Annotated in this window: 15 protein-coding genes; 8 read left to right on the top strand and 7 right to left on the bottom strand. The window is 72.2% G+C overall.

Annotation, left to right across the window (positions count from 1 at the left end; genetic code table 11):
• Positions 1 to 52: 52 nt before the first annotated feature.
• Genes RISW2_RS02930 through RISW2_RS02905 form a run of 6 tightly spaced genes read right to left on the bottom strand, consistent with a single transcriptional unit; the run spans position 53 to position 7,166 of the window.
• Positions 53 to 637, bottom strand: coding sequence for an amino acid synthesis family protein (locus RISW2_RS02930; protein ID WP_043766346.1), 585 nt, complete (start codon positions 635 to 637; stop codon positions 53 to 55).
• Entirely contained in the window at positions 634 to 1,218 is a 585-nt protein-coding gene (locus RISW2_RS02925; RefSeq protein ID WP_043766343.1) for an amino acid synthesis family protein, read from the bottom strand. The genes RISW2_RS02930 and RISW2_RS02925 overlap by 4 nt, the downstream gene beginning before the upstream one ends.
• A complete protein-coding gene (locus RISW2_RS02920; RefSeq protein WP_043766509.1) occupies positions 1,211 to 2,056 on the bottom strand; it encodes a UPF0280 family protein in 846 nt (281 codons plus the stop codon). Before RISW2_RS02920 ends, RISW2_RS02925 begins: the two co-directional genes overlap by 8 nt.
• Positions 2,053 to 3,546: a hypothetical protein gene (locus RISW2_RS02915; RefSeq protein ID WP_043766342.1), complete on the bottom strand. Its 1,494-nt coding sequence runs from the start codon at positions 3,544 to 3,546 to the stop codon at positions 2,053 to 2,055. The genes RISW2_RS02920 and RISW2_RS02915 overlap by 4 nt, the downstream gene beginning before the upstream one ends.
• Positions 3,547 to 3,576: 30 nt before the next feature.
• A complete protein-coding gene (locus RISW2_RS02910; RefSeq protein WP_043766341.1) occupies positions 3,577 to 6,321 on the bottom strand; it encodes a molybdopterin-dependent oxidoreductase in 2,745 nt (914 codons plus the stop codon).
• Positions 6,321 to 7,166: an FAD binding domain-containing protein gene (locus tag RISW2_RS02905; RefSeq protein WP_043766338.1), complete on the bottom strand. Its 846-nt coding sequence runs from the start codon at positions 7,164 to 7,166 to the stop codon at positions 6,321 to 6,323. Before RISW2_RS02905 ends, RISW2_RS02910 begins: the two co-directional genes overlap by 1 nt.
• A 255-nt stretch (positions 7,167 to 7,421) precedes the next feature.
• Here RISW2_RS02905 and RISW2_RS02900 point away from each other — a divergent pair, with 255 nt between their 5' ends.
• The 5 genes from RISW2_RS02900 to RISW2_RS02880 all read left to right on the top strand — a co-directional run bounded on the left by RISW2_RS02900 (position 7,422) and on the right by RISW2_RS02880 (position 12,477).
• Positions 7,422 to 8,609 carry an amidohydrolase family protein gene (locus tag RISW2_RS02900; protein WP_043766334.1) on the top strand — a complete coding sequence of 396 codons (1,188 nt, stop codon included), beginning with the start codon at positions 7,422 to 7,424 and terminating at the stop codon, positions 8,607 to 8,609.
• A 60-nt stretch (positions 8,610 to 8,669) separates the two neighbouring features.
• Positions 8,670 to 9,590 carry an ornithine cyclodeaminase family protein gene (locus RISW2_RS02895; RefSeq protein WP_043766332.1) on the top strand — a complete coding sequence of 307 codons (921 nt, stop codon included), beginning with the start codon at positions 8,670 to 8,672 and terminating at the stop codon, positions 9,588 to 9,590.
• A 78-nt stretch (positions 9,591 to 9,668) separates the two neighbouring features.
• Entirely contained in the window at positions 9,669 to 10,694 is a 1,026-nt protein-coding gene (locus tag RISW2_RS02890; RefSeq protein ID WP_043766329.1) for a LacI family DNA-binding transcriptional regulator, read from the top strand.
• Between the two features lie 86 nt (positions 10,695 to 10,780).
• The gene (locus RISW2_RS02885) at positions 10,781 to 11,962 is read left to right on the top strand and encodes an amidohydrolase family protein (protein ID WP_341872001.1); all 1,182 of its coding nucleotides are present in this window, start codon (positions 10,781 to 10,783) and stop codon (positions 11,960 to 11,962) included.
• Positions 11,963 to 12,258: 296 nt separating this feature from the next.
• Positions 12,259 to 12,477: a hypothetical protein gene (locus RISW2_RS02880; RefSeq protein ID WP_043766327.1), complete on the top strand. Its 219-nt coding sequence runs from the start codon at positions 12,259 to 12,261 to the stop codon at positions 12,475 to 12,477.
• 135 nt (positions 12,478 to 12,612) lie between these two features.
• Here RISW2_RS02880 and rpsD read toward each other — a convergent pair whose 3' ends face one another.
• Positions 12,613 to 13,233 (bottom strand): 30S ribosomal protein S4, encoded by a 621-nt coding sequence (gene rpsD / locus RISW2_RS02875; protein ID WP_043766325.1) that lies wholly within the window; start codon positions 13,231 to 13,233, stop codon positions 12,613 to 12,615.
• Between the two features lie 245 nt (positions 13,234 to 13,478).
• Here rpsD and RISW2_RS02870 point away from each other — a divergent pair, with 245 nt between their 5' ends.
• From RISW2_RS02870 to RISW2_RS02860, 3 genes are all read left to right on the top strand, one after another.
• Positions 13,479 to 14,300: an EAL domain-containing protein gene (locus RISW2_RS02870; protein ID WP_043766322.1), complete on the top strand. Its 822-nt coding sequence runs from the start codon at positions 13,479 to 13,481 to the stop codon at positions 14,298 to 14,300.
• Between the two features lie 132 nt (positions 14,301 to 14,432).
• The gene (locus tag RISW2_RS02865) at positions 14,433 to 15,608 is read left to right on the top strand and encodes an acetyl-CoA C-acetyltransferase (RefSeq protein WP_043766319.1); all 1,176 of its coding nucleotides are present in this window, start codon (positions 14,433 to 14,435) and stop codon (positions 15,606 to 15,608) included.
• A gap of 43 nt (positions 15,609 to 15,651) precedes the next feature.
• Complete coding sequence (locus RISW2_RS02860; protein ID WP_043766317.1) at positions 15,652 to 16,509, top strand: patatin-like phospholipase family protein; 858 nt, start codon at positions 15,652 to 15,654, stop codon at positions 16,507 to 16,509.
• Positions 16,510 to 16,527: the final 18 nt, after the last annotated feature.

Raw genomic sequence — 16,527 nt, 5'->3', positions numbered from 1 at the left:
CTTGGCGGAAATATCCCGGGGGTCCGGGGGCGGAGCCCCCGGCGCCGCCCGCCTAGCGCAGGCCGTCCTCGCCCTTGGCCTCCGCCGCGGTGAGCCCGCCCACACGCGGCAGGGGCCGCCCGGAATCGGTGACCGCGACCGCCACGAGGATCTCGTCCGCCCGCGGCGCGTCGTTCAGCCGGATCTCGATCCCGTCGAAATGCGAGCGCACATAGGCCGCGTCCTTGTGCCCGAGCGGCACGTCCAGCACCTGCCCCGGCCCGCCCATCTTCTTCGACGAGGGCACCAGCGCCGCGCCCTTCTCGACCGCGGCGCGGAGCGGCGCGCCGAGCTTCGGATGCAGGATCGCCGCCGCGTGCTCGAGCTCGCCGTTCTCGCCCACCATCGCCGCCTTGCCGTAGCTCTCCGCCTGCCCGGGCGCGATGCCGAGCGCCGCCACGCAGCGCGCGCCGAGAAGCCCGCCCAGTTCCGCGCCGATCTCCATGAGCGGCGCGAGGTCCTCCTCGTAGCGCCCGGCGAAGGGGTTCGCGATCACCGCCGCCGCCACCGCCTTGCGGGTCGCGGGCGCGATGGCGCGCCCCGCCTCGCGGTGGGTTTCCTCGACCCAGACCGCGATCTTCCGGATGTCCGCGCTCATCTCAGTCCGTCCTTTCCCTCGATGTCGGCCGCCGCCAGTCCGCCCACGCGCGCATGCACCCGCGCGCCGGTGGTCATGACCAGGACGACGACGATCTCGTCGGCCCTGGGTCCGTCCGGCAGCCCGACCTCCATCGCGTCGAAATGCGAGCGCACGTAGGAGGCGTTCACATGCGTCACCGGCACGTCGAGCCGCGCGCCGACGCCCCCCACCTTCTTGGTCGAGGGCACGATGGCCATGGCTCCGCCCAGCGCCTCGCGCATGGCGTAGCCGCCGGGCACGTGCCAGAGCGCGCCGTGCTCGAGCTCGCCCGCGCCGCCCACGATCGCCCCCTTGCCGTAGCCCTCGATCCGCGCCGGGTCGCCGCCCAGCGCCGCGAGCAGCCGGTTCGCCATGTCGAGGCCGAGCGGCTTCAGGTCCTCCATGAAGGGCGCGATGTCGGGCGCGTACGCGCCGGCATAGGGATTGGCGATGGCGCAGAGGATCGCGCCCCGCAGGAGCGGCGTCCCGGGCGGGGGCCCGAATTCGTGGCGCACCTCCTCGATGAGCGTGGCGATCTTGCGGATCTGCACGTCAGGCATGTTCCGGTCTCCTTAGGCGTTGCGGGGCGAGCGCGCCGGTGCTGCGGGTCGATCCCCGCAGGAACAGCGCGGCCGCGGCGATCAGGCCCGCGCGGCGCATCGCGTCGGCGGCGCGGGCGCCGCGGTCGAGCGCCGCGGCGATGTCCTCGGGGTCGAGCAAGCCTACGGCGGTGACGACCGCCACCTGCCCGAGGTCGCTGTCGTCCCGCAGCGTCGCGGCGGGCGCGCGGCGGATCGCAGGATGGCCCGCGAGGTCGACGGCATTGGCGATGCGCGTGGCCGCCACGTCGGCGGCGGCGGCCGAGGCCGCGAGCACCGTGACCGCGTCCGCGATCCCGAGGCTCAGGCTCCGCCCGCCCTGCCCGCTCGTGGCGATGCCGCGCACCGGGTCCCCCGCGGCGATCCGCGCGGTCCCGAGCGACGTGCCGTCGGGCGCGGCGATGCCCGCCGCGTATTCCGCGCCCTGCGCGATGTGCAGCGCGATGTCGCCGCCGTTGTTGACATAGGCGCGCCTCAGGGGGGCCGCCGCGACCATCGCCGCCAGCACCGTCTCGGCCACCGCCCCGGCGACCGCGGCCATGGGCGTCGTGATGCCGTCCGCGTGCGGCAGGCAGGCCGCGTGCATGCGCCGCGCGGTCTCTCCCTCGGGCGTGGGCGAGGGCACCGGGCGGCGCAGCTGCGGCAGCTCCGCCACCAGTTCCTCGAGCACCGTGTCGAACCGCGCCCGCGCGGCGGCAAAGGCCGCCCGCCGGTCGCCCTCGGCCCCGATGACGAGGTCGATCGGCCCGTGCTGGAGGTGCAGCCGGTCCCCCGGGAGAAGCGCCGCGGCTGGCCTCATCCGCGCCGCCCGCGCGACCATCGGAAATTCTCGCGGTCCGCCGGATCGGGTTCGCCCTCGCGGGGCGGGACGCGGCGGATCTGGGGCGTGATGACGCTCTCGACCGGCCGGATCCGGTCCACGTGGCCGCCGAGCGCGCCGTAATCCTCGCGCCGCAGCGTGAACTCGATGGGCGCGACCAGCGCGGGCGTCGGCACCGAGCCGAAGGAATTCGTGGGCATGTCCATCACGTCGACCATGAAGGTGATGCCGCCGCCGGGCCAGACATAGGCCTCGGCGCCGCCGCAGGAGACGTGGGTCAGCGCATCCTTCACCGACCGCGTCAGCCGCACCGGGTTCTCGGTCACGCCGGCGCGCAGGGACCCTCCCGCCCCGCCCATGAACAGCACCGAGCAGAGCGAGGGCTCGCAGTTCTCGGCGATCCGCTCGGCCACCGCGGCCAGCGCAGGGGGCATCCCGGCCGGCTGCGGCACGAGGTCGCCGTCGAGCACGTAATAGGCCGCCTGCTCGCCGGTGGTCGAGATCATGAGGAGCCTCAGGCCCGCCCATGCGCGTTTCGGGTCCGCGGGCTTGAGGATGGTCAGCGGGTCCTCGATGTCGGTCCCGCCCCAGCCGGTCCCCGGCGCGGCAACCTGGAAATAGCGCCCGGGCGTCGACCGGCGTCCGGCCACGCGGATGCCCGACGGCGTCATGTCGAGCCCCCGACCCGCCTCGTGCTCGGTCAGCACCCCGGTGATGTGGTCGTCGACCACCACGACCTCGTCCACGTGACCCTGCCATTGCTGCGCGAACATGCCGATGGTCGCGGAGCCGCAGCCCACGCGCATCAGCCGCTCCGGCGCGCCGTTGATGACCGGCGGATGGCCCGCCTGCACCACCAGCGTCGCGCCGCCGTCGATCTGCATCTCGACCGGCTCGCGGTTGCAGAGCGCGAGCAGCGCCTCGCAGGTGACGCGGCCCTCCTTCTTGGACCCGCCGGTCAGGTGCTCGACCCCGCCGAGAGACAGCATCTTCGAGCCGTATTCCGCCGTCATCACGTGCCCGATCATCTCGCCGTCGACGCGGACCGGGCTGCGCTCCTCGCCGATGTGGCGGTCGGTGTCGATCTTCACCTTCACGCCGCAATAGGAAAAGATCCCCTCGGTCACCACTGTGACCATGTCGATGCCCTGCACCTCCTGGCTGACGATGAAGGGCGCGGGCTTGTAGTCGGGATAGGTCGTCCCGGCGCCCACGGCCGTCACGAAGGACCGCGCGCCCTGGATGACGTCGCCGTCCCAATCCTGCGCGTTCTCCCCGGTGTCGAGGAAGGCGACCGCCGGCGCGCCGCGCTCGATCACCGTCAGGGGATCGAGCCGCACCAGCGTGCCGCCGTGGTTGGCGTAGCGGTCGCAGGCGCCCGCGCGGCCCTCGGCGATGTAGCACATCACCGGGCAGGCGTCGCAGCGGATCTTCTCGGACGGGGGCGCCGTCACGCGGTCGTCGGGCATGTCAGCCTCCCTTGGTCGGCGCGGGTCCGGTCAGGCATGGCCAGCCTCCTTCAGCGCGGCGCGCAGCCGCGCGGGCGTGGCAGGCACCTGTGTCACCGTCACGCCGGTCGCGTGCCGGATCGCGTTCAGGATCGCGGGCGCGGTCGGGATCAGCGCGTGCTCGCCAAGCCCCTTGGCCCCGAAGGGCCCGACCGGGTCCGGGACCTCCAGCACCAGTGTCTCGACGGGCGGGACGTCGCCCGCGGTGGGGATCAGGTAATCGTGCAGGTTCTCGGTCCGTCCCGGCACGAATTCCTCCATCAGCGCCATGCCGAGGCCCTGCGCCACGCCGCCCTCGACCTGCCCCTCGACGAGCAGCGGGTTGATCGCGCGGCCGACGTCATGGGCGGCGACGATCCGGAGCGGCCGCACGGTGCCGAGCGCCACGTCCACCTCCACCTCGGCGAGGTGGGCCGCGTAGCCGAACTGCGCGTAGGGAATGCCCTGCCCGTCCGCGTCGAGCGGCGCGATGGGCGGGTCCCATGTCTCTTCCGCCGCGAGGACGTAGCCCGCGGGATCGGGATCGAGCCGGGCGAGGTCCAGCGCCTCGATCCGGGTGCCGTCGCGCACGTGCACGTGGCCGTCGCCGAGCGTGATCTCGGCATCGGGCCCGGCATTGGCCGTGCGCAGGATCGCGGCCCGCAGCGCCGCGCCCGCGGCGCGCGCGGCGTTGCCGCTGACGAAGGTCTGGCGCGAGGCAGAGGTCTTGCCCGCGTCGGGCGTCAGGTCCGTGTCGGCGCCGAGAATGTCGATGTCCGCCACCGGCACGCCCAGCGCCTCGGCGAAGATCACCGGGATCACGGTGTTCGACCCCTGCCCGATGTCGACCGCGCCCTGGTGGAGCACCACGCGGCCCCTGGCGGTGAGTCCCGCCCGGATGGTCGAGGGGTTCGGCAGCGAGGTGTTGCCGCAGCCGTACCAGCCCGCCGCGACGCCCACGCCCCGGCGGAGCGGCCCGCCGGCGGGGTCGAAGGACGCGCAGTCGCGCAGCGCCTTGGTCCAGGCCGGCCGCAGCGCCTCGAGGCAGGCGACGATGCCGACCCCGCTGTCGAAGACCTGCCCGCAGACCGTCGGCATCCCGTCGCGCAGCGCGTTGCGGATGCGGAAGTCGAGCGCGTCGATCCCGAGCCGCGCGGCGAGCATGTCGAAGGCCGCTTCCTGCGCGATCGCCGATTGCGGCACGCCGAATCCGCGGAAGGCGCCCGAGGGCGCGGAATGGGTGTGGATGGCGCGGCTCTCGGCGCGGTAGTCGCGGCACGCATAGGGCCCCGAGGCGTGGATCGGCACCCGGTTCGCCACCGTGGGCCCCCAGCTCGCATAGGCCCCGGTGTTGAAGTCGCCGCGGAAGGTCATGCCCGACAGCCGCCCGTCGGCCGCCGCGCCGACCCGGACGGCGATGCGCGCGGGGTGCCGCTTGGTGGTCGTCGCCATGGATTCCGTGCGCTCGTAGCACATGCGCACGGGCTTTCCCGTGCGCATCGCGCCGAGCGCCACCATGGGCTGCAGCGTCAGGTCGAGCTTCGATCCGAACCCGCCGCCCACCGCGGTCGGCACCACGCGCACGCGGTCCGCCGGCAGCGCGAGGAGCCGCGCGAGGCCGTCGCGGAACATGCCCGGGGCCTGCGTGCAGGTATGAAGGTGCAGCCTGTCCTCCACCATCTCGGCATAGCCCGCCTCGGGCTCGATATAGGCGTGTTCGACGAAACTGGTGGCAATCTCGATCTCGGCCACCTCGGCCGCGGCCGCCAGCGCCGCGTCCGCATCGCCGCAGGCCACGCGCCCGCCGCACATCACGTTGCCCGCACGGCCCGCATGCAGGTCGCCCGCCCCCTCGGCCAGCGCGTCGTCGAGCGCCAGGAGCGGCGTCAGCGGCTCCCACGTCACGGGGAAGTGCCCGAGGTCCAGCGCCGCGACCGCCTCGGCCGTGCCCACGACGCAGGCGACCGCCTCGCCCTTGAACCGGGTCTCGCCCTCGGCAAAGACCGGCTGATCCTCGAAGCCCGGGATGGTTCCGTAGGCGTTCGGCCCCGGCACGTCCGCGGCGGTCAGCACGCAGGCGACGCCCGGATGCGCCGCGCGCCAGCCGTCGAGGTCGCCGAAGGCGAACCGCGCACGGTGGTGCGGGGCGCGGACCGCGCGCGCCACCAGCGCCCCCGCGGGCGCCACGTCGTCGCCGAACCGCTCGGTGCCTGCGACCTTGGCCCGCCCGTCGAGCCGCGGCGCGGCCACGCCGAGGCCGGCCTCGGGCGCGGGCCCGGCGTCCTCGTGCGCGGTGCGGACGGCCTCGAGGATCTTGCGGTAGCCCGTGCAGCGGCAGAGGACGCCGCCCACCGCGTCGGCGACCTGCGCCTCCGAGGGCTCGGGCACCGTGCGCAGCAGCGCCACCGCCGACACCATCATGCCGGGCGTGCAGATGCCGCACTGCGCCGCCTGGTGCCGCTCGAAGCTGCGGGCGAGCCGGGCCGCGTCGGCATCCGCCGCCACGAGCCCAGCGAGCGTCTCGACCCGCCGCCCGGCCACTGCCTGCGCGGGCGTGAGGCAGGCGCAGACCGGCGCGCCGTCGACCAGCACCGTGCAGGCGCCACAATCGCCCGCGTTACAGCCGACCTTGACGTCGCGCGCGCCCAGCCGTTCGCGCAGCGTCTCGGACAGACGTTCGCCGAGCCGCGGCGCCGCCTGCACGTCGGATCCGTTGAGAATGAAGGCCGTCAGCGTCTCGGCCGCGATGCGATCCATCATGCGTCTCCTCGCGTGGCGGCGGCGAGCGCGCGGCGCACCGCCTCGGCGGCCGCCTCGTGCCGGTAGGCGGCGCTGGCGCGGATGTCGTCCACGGGCGTCAGTGCCGGAAACGGGGCATGCGCGGCGACGACCGCGTCGACCTCGCCAAGCGCGCAGTCCTCGAGCGCCGCCTCGAGCGCAGGCAGGCGCACCGCGACGGGTGAGGCCGCGCCGACGGCGATCCGTGCACCGCGCACGCGGCCGGCGGTCACCGACACGACGGCCGCCACCATGACGATCGAGATGACGAGGTAGGCGCGCGCCCCGAGCTTGACGAAGCTGCCATGCGCTCCTTCGGGCGGGTCGGGAAGCACGAGCGCCGTCACCAGCTCGTCCGGGGCGCGCGCGGTGCGCCGGACGCCGGTCACGAACTCCGCGAGGGGCAGCCGGCGCGCGCCGCGCGGGCCCGTCAGCTCCACCTCGGCGTCGAGCGCGAGGAGTGGAGGCACCCCGTCGGCGGCCGGCGAGGCGTTGCAGAGATTGCCCGCCACGGTGGCCGCGTTCTGGATCTGGATGCCGCCCACGGCGCGTGCGGCAGCGCGCAGCCCGTCGCAGGCGGGCGGCAGCATGTCCGCGCGCGCCACGTCGGTCCAGGTGGTCGCCGCGCCGATCCGCCAGCCCTTGTCGTCCGCGGCCCGTGCGATGCCGCGCATCCCCTCGATCCGGGTCACGTCGAGCAGCGTGCCCGCGAAGGGCCGCGTGCCCTGTGCCGGATACCAGTCTGTGCCGCCCGCGATGATGGCCGCGCCCTCGGTCAGGGCGTCCAGGGCCTCGTCGAGCCGGGTCGGGGCAAGATAGGGCATCGCCGCCTCACTCTCGACCGGGCACCGCCTGCGCGGCCCGGTCCCGCTGCGAAAAACTTGTTAGCATACGAATAAGAAATCGCCACGGGTGCTCCTGTCAACGACAATCGCGCGGCCGGTGCGTCCGCACCCCGCCGGCGCCCCTTTCCCGGGCAGCGCCGCGCGCCGCGCAGGCCGCGCGCACCGGGCGCTTGATCGGCGCGCCGAAGCTGTTAGCGTTCAAACAAACTTTTCCAACGCCGCAGGAGCTGTCCGATGTCCGACACGACGCAGAAACTGGTCATCCGCAACGTGGGCCTGATGCTGTCGGGCCGGATGGAGGAGCCGATCCTCGATGCCGATTGCGTGGTCGCGGAGGGCGGCCGGATCACCGCCATCGGGCGCGCGGGCGACATCGACATCGAGGGGGCGACCCACGAGATCGACGCGCACGGCGCGGCGCTGGCGCCGGGGCTCATCGACAGTCACGTGCACCCGGTCGTGGGCGACTACACGCCCCGCCAGCAGCAGCTCCACTGGATCGATTCGACCCTGCACGGCGGCGTCACCACCATGATCTCGGCCGGCGAGGTGCACATGCCGGGCCGGCCCAAGGACATCGTCGGGCTCAAGGCGATGTCGATCGCCGCGCAGCGCTGGTACGAGAATTTCCGCCCCTCGGGCGTCAAGGTCCATGCCGGCGCCCCGGTGATCGAGCACGGGATGGAGGAGCACGATTTCGCGGAGCTCGCGGCGGCCGGCGTGCGGCTCATGGGCGAGGTGGGCCTCGGCTCGGTCAAGGACGGCAAGACCGCCCGCCAGATGGTCGAGTGGGCGCGCAAGCACGGCATCCAGTCGACGATCCACACCGGCGGCCCGTCGATCCCGGGCTCCGGCCTCATCGACGCGGACATGGTGCTCGAGACCGGCACCGACGTGGTGGGGCACATCAACGGCGGCCATTCCGCCCTGCCCGACGACCAGATCACCTGTCTCTGCGAGACCTGCACCGCCGCGCTCGAGATCGTGCACAACGGCAACGAGCGCGCGGCGCTGCTCACGCTCAACACCGCACGGGAACTGGGCAAGCTCGACCAGATCATCCTCGGCACCGACGGGCCGGCGGGATCGGGCGTGCAGCCCCTGGGCATCCTGCGGATGATCGCGATGCTGTCCGCCCTCGGCAACGTGCCGGCCGAGATCGCGTTCTGTTTCGGCTCGGGCAACACCGCGCGGCGGCGCGAGCTCGATTGCGGGATGATCGAGGTCGGTCGCGCGGCGGATTTCGTGCTGATGGACCAGGCCCAGCATGCGCCGGGGCGCGACCTGCTCGAATCCGTGGCGCTCGGCAACCTTCCGGGCGTCGGCATGACGGTGATCGACGGGCTGCCGCGCACCGCGCGGTCGCGCAACACGCCGCCCGCCACGCGGCTGCCGGAACTCGTGCGCGGCGCGCTGGCCTGACCCGGCAACCCCGCGGAAGGGCTTGACGGCGCGCGCCATTCGCGGTGCCAACTGGATGCCATGAAGCTCATCACCCACGACGCCACCGCCCACCGGCTGAGCTGGCGCGGCGCCTGCGACGCGATCCTCGCGGGCCACCGCCGCCCGCGGGCCGAGATCGGCGACACCTTCCTCGGGCCCTCCGACGCGACGCTCCTGTCGCGCGCGGCCTACATTCCCGACCTCGGCTACGGCGTGAAGTCCGTGAGCGTCGTGGCCGGGAACGCGGCGCGCGGCCTGCCCACGGTGCAGGGCGCGATGCTGGTCTTCGCCCCCGGGGATGGAGCGCTCTCCGCGGTGATCGAGAGCCGGCTCGTCACCGAGTTCAAGACCGCGGCCGATTCGGTGCTGGGCGCCGAGCTGCTCGCGCGGCCCGACAGCCGCACGCTGCTCGTCGTCGGCGCAGGCACGGTGGCGCGGTCTCTGGTGCGCGCCTACAGCGCGATCTTTCCGGGGCTCGAGCGCATCGCGGTCTGGGCCCGCGACGCCGACAAGGCCCGCGCCTTCGCCGAACCTTTCCGCGACGAGGGCCTGCCGGTCGAGCCCGCACCGGATCTCGCCGCCGCGGCGGCCGAGGCCGACATCGTCTCGACCGCCACCATGACCCGCACGCCGATCCTCCGCGGCGACTGGATCCGGCCCGGCACGCATGTCGACCTGATCGGCGCCTTCAAGGCCGACATGCGCGAGGCCGACGACGCGCTGATCGCGGGCGGACGGCTCTTCGTCGACAGCCGCGAGACCACGCTGCACCACATCGGCGAGCTGATGATCCCGCTCGCCTCGGGCGCGCTCCGCGAGGCCGACGTGCGGGCCGATCTCTACGATCTCGCCGCCGGCGCCGAGGGGCGCACAAGTCCCCGGGACATCACGGTCTTCAAGAACGGCGGCGGCGCGCATCTCGACCTGATGATCGCGGGCTACATCGCGTCGGTCGCCTGACCCCGCCGCGCGCCCGTCGCTTGTGCGGCCACGCGGCTTCGCGCTAGCATACGACAGCATCCCGACAGGAGACCCGCGTTGGCGCCGACCGATCACCGCCCGCTCACCCTGCGCGACGTCTCCGAAGCGTCGGGCGTGTCCGAAATGACCGTGAGCCGCGTGCTGCGCAACCGCGGCGACGTGAGCCAGGCCACCCGCGAACGTGTGCTCGAGGCCGCCAAGGCGCTCGGCTACGTGCCGAACAAGATCGCGGGCGCGCTGGCGAGCCAGCGGGTGAACCTCGTCGCCGTCATCATCCCGTCGCTGCGCAACATGGTGTTTCCCGAGGTCATGTCCGGCATCAGCCAGGAGCTGGAGGAGACCGACCTGCAGCCCGTCGTGGGCGTGACCGACTACCTGCCGGAAAAGGAGGAGCGCGTCCTCTACGAGATGCTGTCGTGGCGGCCCTCGGGCGTCATCATCGCGGGGCTCGAACACTCCGACGCCTCGCGGGCCATGCTCAAGGCCAGCGGCATCCCGGTGGTCGAGATCATGGACACCGACGGCACCCCCGTGGACGCCGCCGTGGGCATCTCGCACCGCCGGGCGGGACGCGAGATGGCCCGTGCCATCATCCGCGCAGGCTACACCCAGATCGGCTTTCTCGGGACCAAGATGCCGCTCGACCACCGGGCGCGCAAACGCTTCGAGGGTTTCACGGAACACCTGGCCAAGCACGGGATCGAGGTCGCCGACCAGGAGTTCTACTCGGGCGGCTCCGCGCTGGCCAAGGGGCGCGAGATGACGCGCACCATCCTCGAACGCACGCCAGAGCTCGATTTCCTCTACTACTCCAACGACATGATCGGTGCAGGTGGGCTTCTGCACCTGCTCGACCTCGGCGTGGACGTGCCCGGGCAGGTCGGACTGGCCGGCTTCAACGGCGTGGAACTGCTCGACGGGCTGCCGCGCAAGCTCGCCACCATGGACGCCTGCCGGGCCGAGATCGGACGCAAGGCGGCGCAGATCATCGCCGCGCGCGTCGCCGATCCCGCCAGCGCGGCCGAGAAGGTGATCGAGCTCACGCCGACGATCAGCTACGGCGAGACGCTGAAGCGCCGCTGAGGGCCCGCCCGCGCGCGAGATACGGCCTGCAAACACAGGGGAAGGTTGTCATTCCCGCGACATGTTGGGGCGATAGAACACCCTGCATGATGACCGAGATCCGTCCCGTCCTGCCGCCCCGTGCGCGGTCCGTGCGCGTCCGCCTGACCGGGGCGACGGTGCTGCGTGGCGGCATGTTGCAGCGGCGGTCGGTGGCCATCGAGGACGGCCGCATCTCGAAGGGCCCGCTGCCCGAGGTCGACCTGTCGGGCTTCCTCGTCCTGCCGGGCATCGTCGACCTTCACGCCGAACGCCCGATCCCCCAGCACGCGGTTCCACAGCACGCCGGTGCCCGCCACACGGCGACCTTCCTCGCCGCGATCGAGCGCGAGGCCGCCGCGAACGGCGTCACCACCGCCTGGATCGCGCAGGGGTGGAGCTGGGAGGGCGGCACCGCCGCACCCGAGGCCGCGCAGGCCTTCCTCGCCGCGCACGAGGGCTTCGTGGCGACCCGCGGGCTCATCGACCTGCGCGTCTCGCTGTCCTGCGAGACCCACACGGTCGAGACGCGCGACGCGCTCCTCGCCGCCGTGCGCCGCCACCGTGTCGACCTCGTGCTGTTCACCGACCGGCTGTCGCAGCTCGTGCGCTCCGGCGCCGCGCCGTCCCTGCCGGGCGCGCGCGCCGACCTCGCCAGCCGGATGCGGCGGGCCGCCGGGGAACGGCGCGAGGTGCCGCGCCACCTCTGCCGGCTCGCCGAGGGCTTCGACACGCTGGGCGTGACCTATGGCAGCCTCGACGACGCCGACGGCGAGACGCGCGAGACCTGGGCGATGATCGGCGCCAAGCTGTGTGCCCGCCCCGTGAGCCGCAAGGCCGCCGCCCTGTCGCGCGCCGTGGGCGACCCGGTCGCGGTCCCGGCCGCGCAGGTCCTGGACGAGTCCGGGACCGCCCACGACCTCGTCCGCGACGGGCTCTGCAGCGCGTTGATTTCGAACGGGGTCTATTCGGCGCTGGCCGACGCGGCGTTCGGGCTGGTCGAGGCCGGCACGCTGTCCCTGCCGCAGGCCTGGGCCCTGATTTCATCCGGGCCCGCCGAGATCCTGCGCCTGCCGGACCGCGGCGTGATCGACTACGGCCGCCGCGCCGACCTCACGCTGGTGAACGCGCGGACCCGGTCGATCGAGGGCACGATCTGCGCGGGACGCATCGCCCACCTGGCGGGAGAGGCGGCCGACCGGTTCGTGCAGTCGAGCGGCGCGGTCAGCGCTCTGGCCGCGACCGGATAGGCGCGTCCGAAAACCTTCGCCTGGATTTCGTCGTACTGTCATGCGCGGCTGATACTGGGGCACCGCGACAGTGACCGACCGCTGCCTGTCCCCATCCGGTGGCGGCCAGACCAGAGCGATTTTACGCATCCTTTTCAGAACGCGGGGGCGGTCTTCGGACCGTCCCTTTTTCGTTCCGGGGACCGAGCCATGCATGTCCCGGGTGCCGGGCTTGCAGCCTTGGGACTGGTTATGCCGCGCTGCGGCATCTAGCTCTGTGGACAAAGGGAGGGCCAGATTTTCAGGAGGTTCTGACAATGGCCTACGCATCCACCGACGCCGCCGCCCCGGCGACCGGCACCGCCACCGGCTTTTTCGAGAAGCTGTTCCGCCCGTTCATCCTGCTCGCGGAAAGCAATTCGCGCCTGCGCAGGATGCAGGCGCTGAACGCCATGAGCGACGCGGAACTCGCCCGCCGCGGCATCCGCCGCGAGGACATCGCGCGCCACGTCTTCGCCGACGTCCTCTACGTCTGAGCCGCGCACGACGCCCGAACGGGCACCGGGACATGAAAGAACCCCCGCAGGGATCGCCTGCGGGGGTTCTTCGTTGTGCGGCGCAGCGATGCGGACCCCGCGGCGCGCCCCGAAGGGCGCCGCGGGGTCGCGGCATCAGTTCTGCGCGTAGAATTCGATGACGAGGTTCGGTTCCATCTGCACGGCGAACGGAACGTCCGCGAGGCCCGGCTGGCGGACGAAGGTGCAGGTCATCTTGGAGTGGTCGACCTCGAGGTAATCCGGCACGTCCCGCTCGGGCAGGCCTGCGGCCTCGAGCACCGAGGTGAGCTGCTTGGACTTCTCGCGCACCTCGATGACGTCGCCTTCCTTCACGCGGTAGGAAGGGATGTTCACCCGGCGGCCGTTCACGAGCACGTGGCCGTGGTTCACGAACTGGCGGGCCGCGAAGACGGTCGGCACGAACTTGGCGCGGTAGACGACCGCGTCGAGCCGGCGCTCGAGCAGGCCGATCAGGATCTCGCCGGTGTCGCCGCGGACACGCTCGGCCTCGGCGAAGATGCGGCGGAACTGCTTCTCGGTCAGGTCGCCGTAATGGCCCTTGAGCTTCTGCTTGGCGCGAAGCTGCAGGCCGAAGTCGGACATCTTGCCCTTGCGGCGTTGGCCGTGCTGGCCGGGGCCGTATTCGCGGCGGTTGACCGGGGATTTCGGACGACCCCAGATGTTCTCGCCCATCCGGCGGTCGAGCTTGTACTTGGCAGAGGTGCGTTTGGTCACCGTCTGATCTCCTTCAATATGTGATGCGCCCTCGCGGTGGTCGCTCGGGCCCGGCTGAAGGGCGTTGTCCTCTCGGGCGGAGGGCCCGTGACAGGCATCCCCTTGCGGGGGCCACCAACACCAACGAAAGCGGGCTTATAGACGGCTGGGGTGGGGAGTCAACCGGCCCCGAACGGCCGCCCGTTAAGGCGACGTTAGGTCGCCGCGCGGCATAACCGGTGCACCAGGACAGGAGATGACCCGCCGTGCCCCCGCCGCAGGATCCCGACGACCCGAGGAACGCGCTCGATGCCGCGCTTTCGGTCCGCGACCGCGACGTGGTGGCCACGGTCACGGAGGCCGTGCGCCACGGGCAGGTGCGGCTCGCCTTCCAGCCCGTGGTGGCGGCGCAGGCGCAGGGGCGCGTCGCCTTCTACGAAAGCTTCGTGCGCGTGCTCGACCCGACCGGCCGGATCATCCCGGCGGCCGAGTTCATGCGCGAGGTCGACGAGACCGAGGCCGGGCGCCTACTCGACTGCGCGGCGCTCGACCGCGGCCTGTGCCACCTGCGCGAAACCCCGGATCTCCGGCTCGCGGTCAACATGTCGGCCCGCTCGATCGGCTTTCCGCGCTGGCGACAGCTGCTCGAACGCGGGCTCCGGGACGACCCGACCCTCGGCGAACGCCTGATCCTCGAGATCGCCGAACCCTCGGCGATGCTGCTGCCCGACCTCACGCTCGACTTCATGCGCGCCTGCCAGCCGCTGGGAATAGCCTTCGCCCTCGACGATTTCGGCAGCGACGTGACCCGCTTCCGCTGGTTCCGCGAACTGCCCTTCGACATCCTGAAATTCGACGGGCAGTTCGTGCGCGGCGTGGCCGGCGATCCCGACAACCAGGTCCTGCTGCGCGCCTTCCAGGCGCTGGCCACGGAATTCGACCTGCTGACGGTCGCGGAATCGGTGGAAAACGCCGCCGACGCCGCCTTTCTCGCCGGGATCGGGGTGACCTGCCTGCAGGGGTACTACTTCGCCGCGCCGACACTGCAGCCGCCCTGGCGCGACACCGCCGGACGGGCTTCTGCCTGAGCCGCCCGCGCGGCGTGCTGCACGCCAGCGGCGAGTTGTGCCGTGCCCGCAAACCCGGTAGTGACTCGGGGGACGGACGCGCCGCTGCGAGCAGCCGCGCATCCCCGCCTGACCACGGAGGGAGATCAAGGCATGACCAACATCGTGATCGCATCCGCTGCCCGCACCGCGGTCGGCAGTTTCAACGGCGCCTTCGCCACGGTTCCGGCGCACGATCTGGGGGCCGCGATGCTCGAGGCGCTGGTCGAGCGCGCAGGCGTCGACAAGTCCGAGATCTCCGAGACCATCCTCGGGCAGGTGCTGACCGCGGCGCAGGGCCAGAACCCCGCCCGGCAGGCGCACATCAATGCCGGCCTGCCGCAGGAAGCGGCGGCTTGGGGCATCAACCAGGTCTGCGGCTCGGGCCTGCGCGCGGTCGCGCTCGGCGCGCAGCACATCATGCTCGGCGACGCCGACATCATCTGTGCCGGCGGCCAGGAAAGCATGTCGCTGAGCCCCCATGCCGCGCACCTGCGCGCCGGCCACAAGATGGGCGACGTCAAGTACATCGACACGATGATCCGCGACGGCCTCTGGGACGCGTTCAACGGCTACCACATGGGCCAGACCGCCGAGAACGTCGCCGAGAAGTGGCAGATCAGCCGCGAGATGCAGGACGAGTTCGCGCTCGCCTCGCAGAACAAGGCAGAGGCGGCGCAAAAGGCCGGCCGGTTCGACGACGAGGTGATCCCGTTCACGGTCAAGGGCCGCAAGGGCGACACGGTCGTCGACAAGGACGAGTACATCCGCCACGGCGCGACCATCGACAGCATGCAGAAGCTGCGCCCCGCCTTCACCAAGGACGGCAGCGTGACCGCGGGCAACGCCTCGGGCATCAACGACGGCGCCGCGGGCGTCCTCTTGATGAGCGCCGAGAACGCCGAGAAGCGCGGCATCGAGCCGCTCGCGCGCATCGTGTCCTATGCCACCGCGGGCCTCGACCCGGCGATCATGGGCGTGGGCCCGATTCACGCCAGCCGCAAGGCGCTCGAGAAGGCCGGCTGGAAGCCCGAGGACCTCGACCTCGTCGAGGCGAACGAGGCCTTTGCGGCGCAGGCCTGCGCGGTCAACAAGGACATGGGTTGGGATCCCGAGAAGGTGAACGTGAACGGCGGCGCCATCGCCATCGGCCACCCGATCGGCGCCTCGGGTGCGCGCGTGCTCAACACGCTGCTCTTCGAGATGAAGCGCCGCGGCGCCAAGAAGGGTCTCGCCACGCTCTGCATCGGCGGCGGCATGGGTGTCGCCCTCTGCGTCGAGCGGCCCTGATCCCACCGGACCGGCGGCGGGGCATGGCCCCGCCCGTCACCTGATGGCCGGGCTTCCGCGCGCACCCGAACAGATCGTCTTTTCCGGAGGCGGCCTGCGCTGCTTCTGGCAGGGCGGCTTCATGGAGGCGCTGTGCGAACGGCGCCGGCCGACGCCCGACCGCGTGGCGGGCGTCTCGGGCGGCGCGCTTTCGGCCGTGGGGTTCCTCGCGGGCATCGAGCGCAGGCTCCTCGAGGAAATGTGCGCGGCCTTCTCTGATCAGGACCGAAACCACAACCTCTTCGATCCGCGGCATCTCTTCGAACGCGGCGGACACGGGATCACCTCGCACCAGCAGCTGTACTGCGAGGTCGTCGAGCGCGTCATCGACGCGGCGGCCGAGAAACGCGTGGCCGACGGCCCGCAGTTGCAGATCCTTGTCGCGCACCCGCCCGACCGCCGCTGGCCCAAGCTCACGGGCGCGGCGATGACGCTGTTCTACGAAGCCGAGCTGCACCTGATCAACGCGCCGCATTTCGAATGGGCCGAGAAGATGGGCCTGACCTCGACGCTGGTGGACGCCAACGAGGCCGCCCGCGAAGGCCGGCTCGCCGACCTCGTCTGCGCCGCCGCGGTGATCCCGCCGGTCTTCGACCCGCCCGACTGGGACGGGCGGCCGGTGATCGACGGCGGCATGGCCGACCAGGCACCGATGCCCTCGCCCGACCGGGGCGAGACGCTGATCCTCCTGACGCGGGACTACCGCAGCATGCCGGACAGTCCCCGCCGCCACTACGTCTGCCCGAGCGAGGAGACGCCCGCGGACAAGATCGACTTCACCGATCCCGACAAGCTGCGGCGGACCTGGGACCAGGGCGAAGCGGACGCGCGCCGGCTGCTTGACGCCGAAGAGGAAACCTGATCTGTCGTTTGTAATATT

It is taken from the genome of Roseivivax isoporae LMG 25204 (assembly GCF_000521865.1).
GTDB classification, from domain to species: Bacteria; Pseudomonadota; Alphaproteobacteria; order Rhodobacterales; family Rhodobacteraceae; genus Roseivivax; species Roseivivax isoporae.
Note: the sequence above shows the minus strand (reverse complement) of the source record. Positions and strands in the feature narration are given on the sequence as shown.

Bases quoted from the DNA above. Each gene is read 5' to 3' on its own strand.
- RISW2_RS02865 (WP_043766319.1), top strand. From the start codon at position 14,433: ATGACCAACATCGTGATCGCATCCGCTGCCCGCACCGCGGTCGGCAGT.
- RISW2_RS02895 (WP_043766332.1), top strand. From the start codon at position 8,670: ATGAAGCTCATCACCCACGACGCCACCGCCCACCGGCTGAGCTGGCGC.
- RISW2_RS02915 (WP_043766342.1), bottom strand. From the start codon at position 3,546: ATGCCCGACGACCGCGTGACGGCGCCCCCGTCCGAGAAGATCCGCTGC.
- RISW2_RS02880 (WP_043766327.1), top strand. From the start codon at position 12,259: ATGGCCTACGCATCCACCGACGCCGCCGCCCCGGCGACCGGCACCGCC.
- RISW2_RS02885 (WP_341872001.1), top strand. From the start codon at position 10,781: ATGATGACCGAGATCCGTCCCGTCCTGCCGCCCCGTGCGCGGTCCGTG.
- RISW2_RS02905 (WP_043766338.1), bottom strand. From the start codon at position 7,166: ATGCCCTATCTTGCCCCGACCCGGCTCGACGAGGCCCTGGACGCCCTG.
- RISW2_RS02920 (WP_043766509.1), bottom strand. From the start codon at position 2,056: ATGAGGCCAGCCGCGGCGCTTCTCCCGGGGGACCGGCTGCACCTCCAG.
- RISW2_RS02925 (WP_043766343.1), bottom strand. From the start codon at position 1,218: ATGCCTGACGTGCAGATCCGCAAGATCGCCACGCTCATCGAGGAGGTG.
- RISW2_RS02930 (WP_043766346.1), bottom strand. From the start codon at position 637: ATGAGCGCGGACATCCGGAAGATCGCGGTCTGGGTCGAGGAAACCCAC.
- RISW2_RS02900 (WP_043766334.1), top strand. From the start codon at position 7,422: ATGTCCGACACGACGCAGAAACTGGTCATCCGCAACGTGGGCCTGATG.
- RISW2_RS02860 (WP_043766317.1), top strand. From the start codon at position 15,652: ATGGCCGGGCTTCCGCGCGCACCCGAACAGATCGTCTTTTCCGGAGGC.
- RISW2_RS02910 (WP_043766341.1), bottom strand. From the start codon at position 6,321: ATGGATCGCATCGCGGCCGAGACGCTGACGGCCTTCATTCTCAACGGA.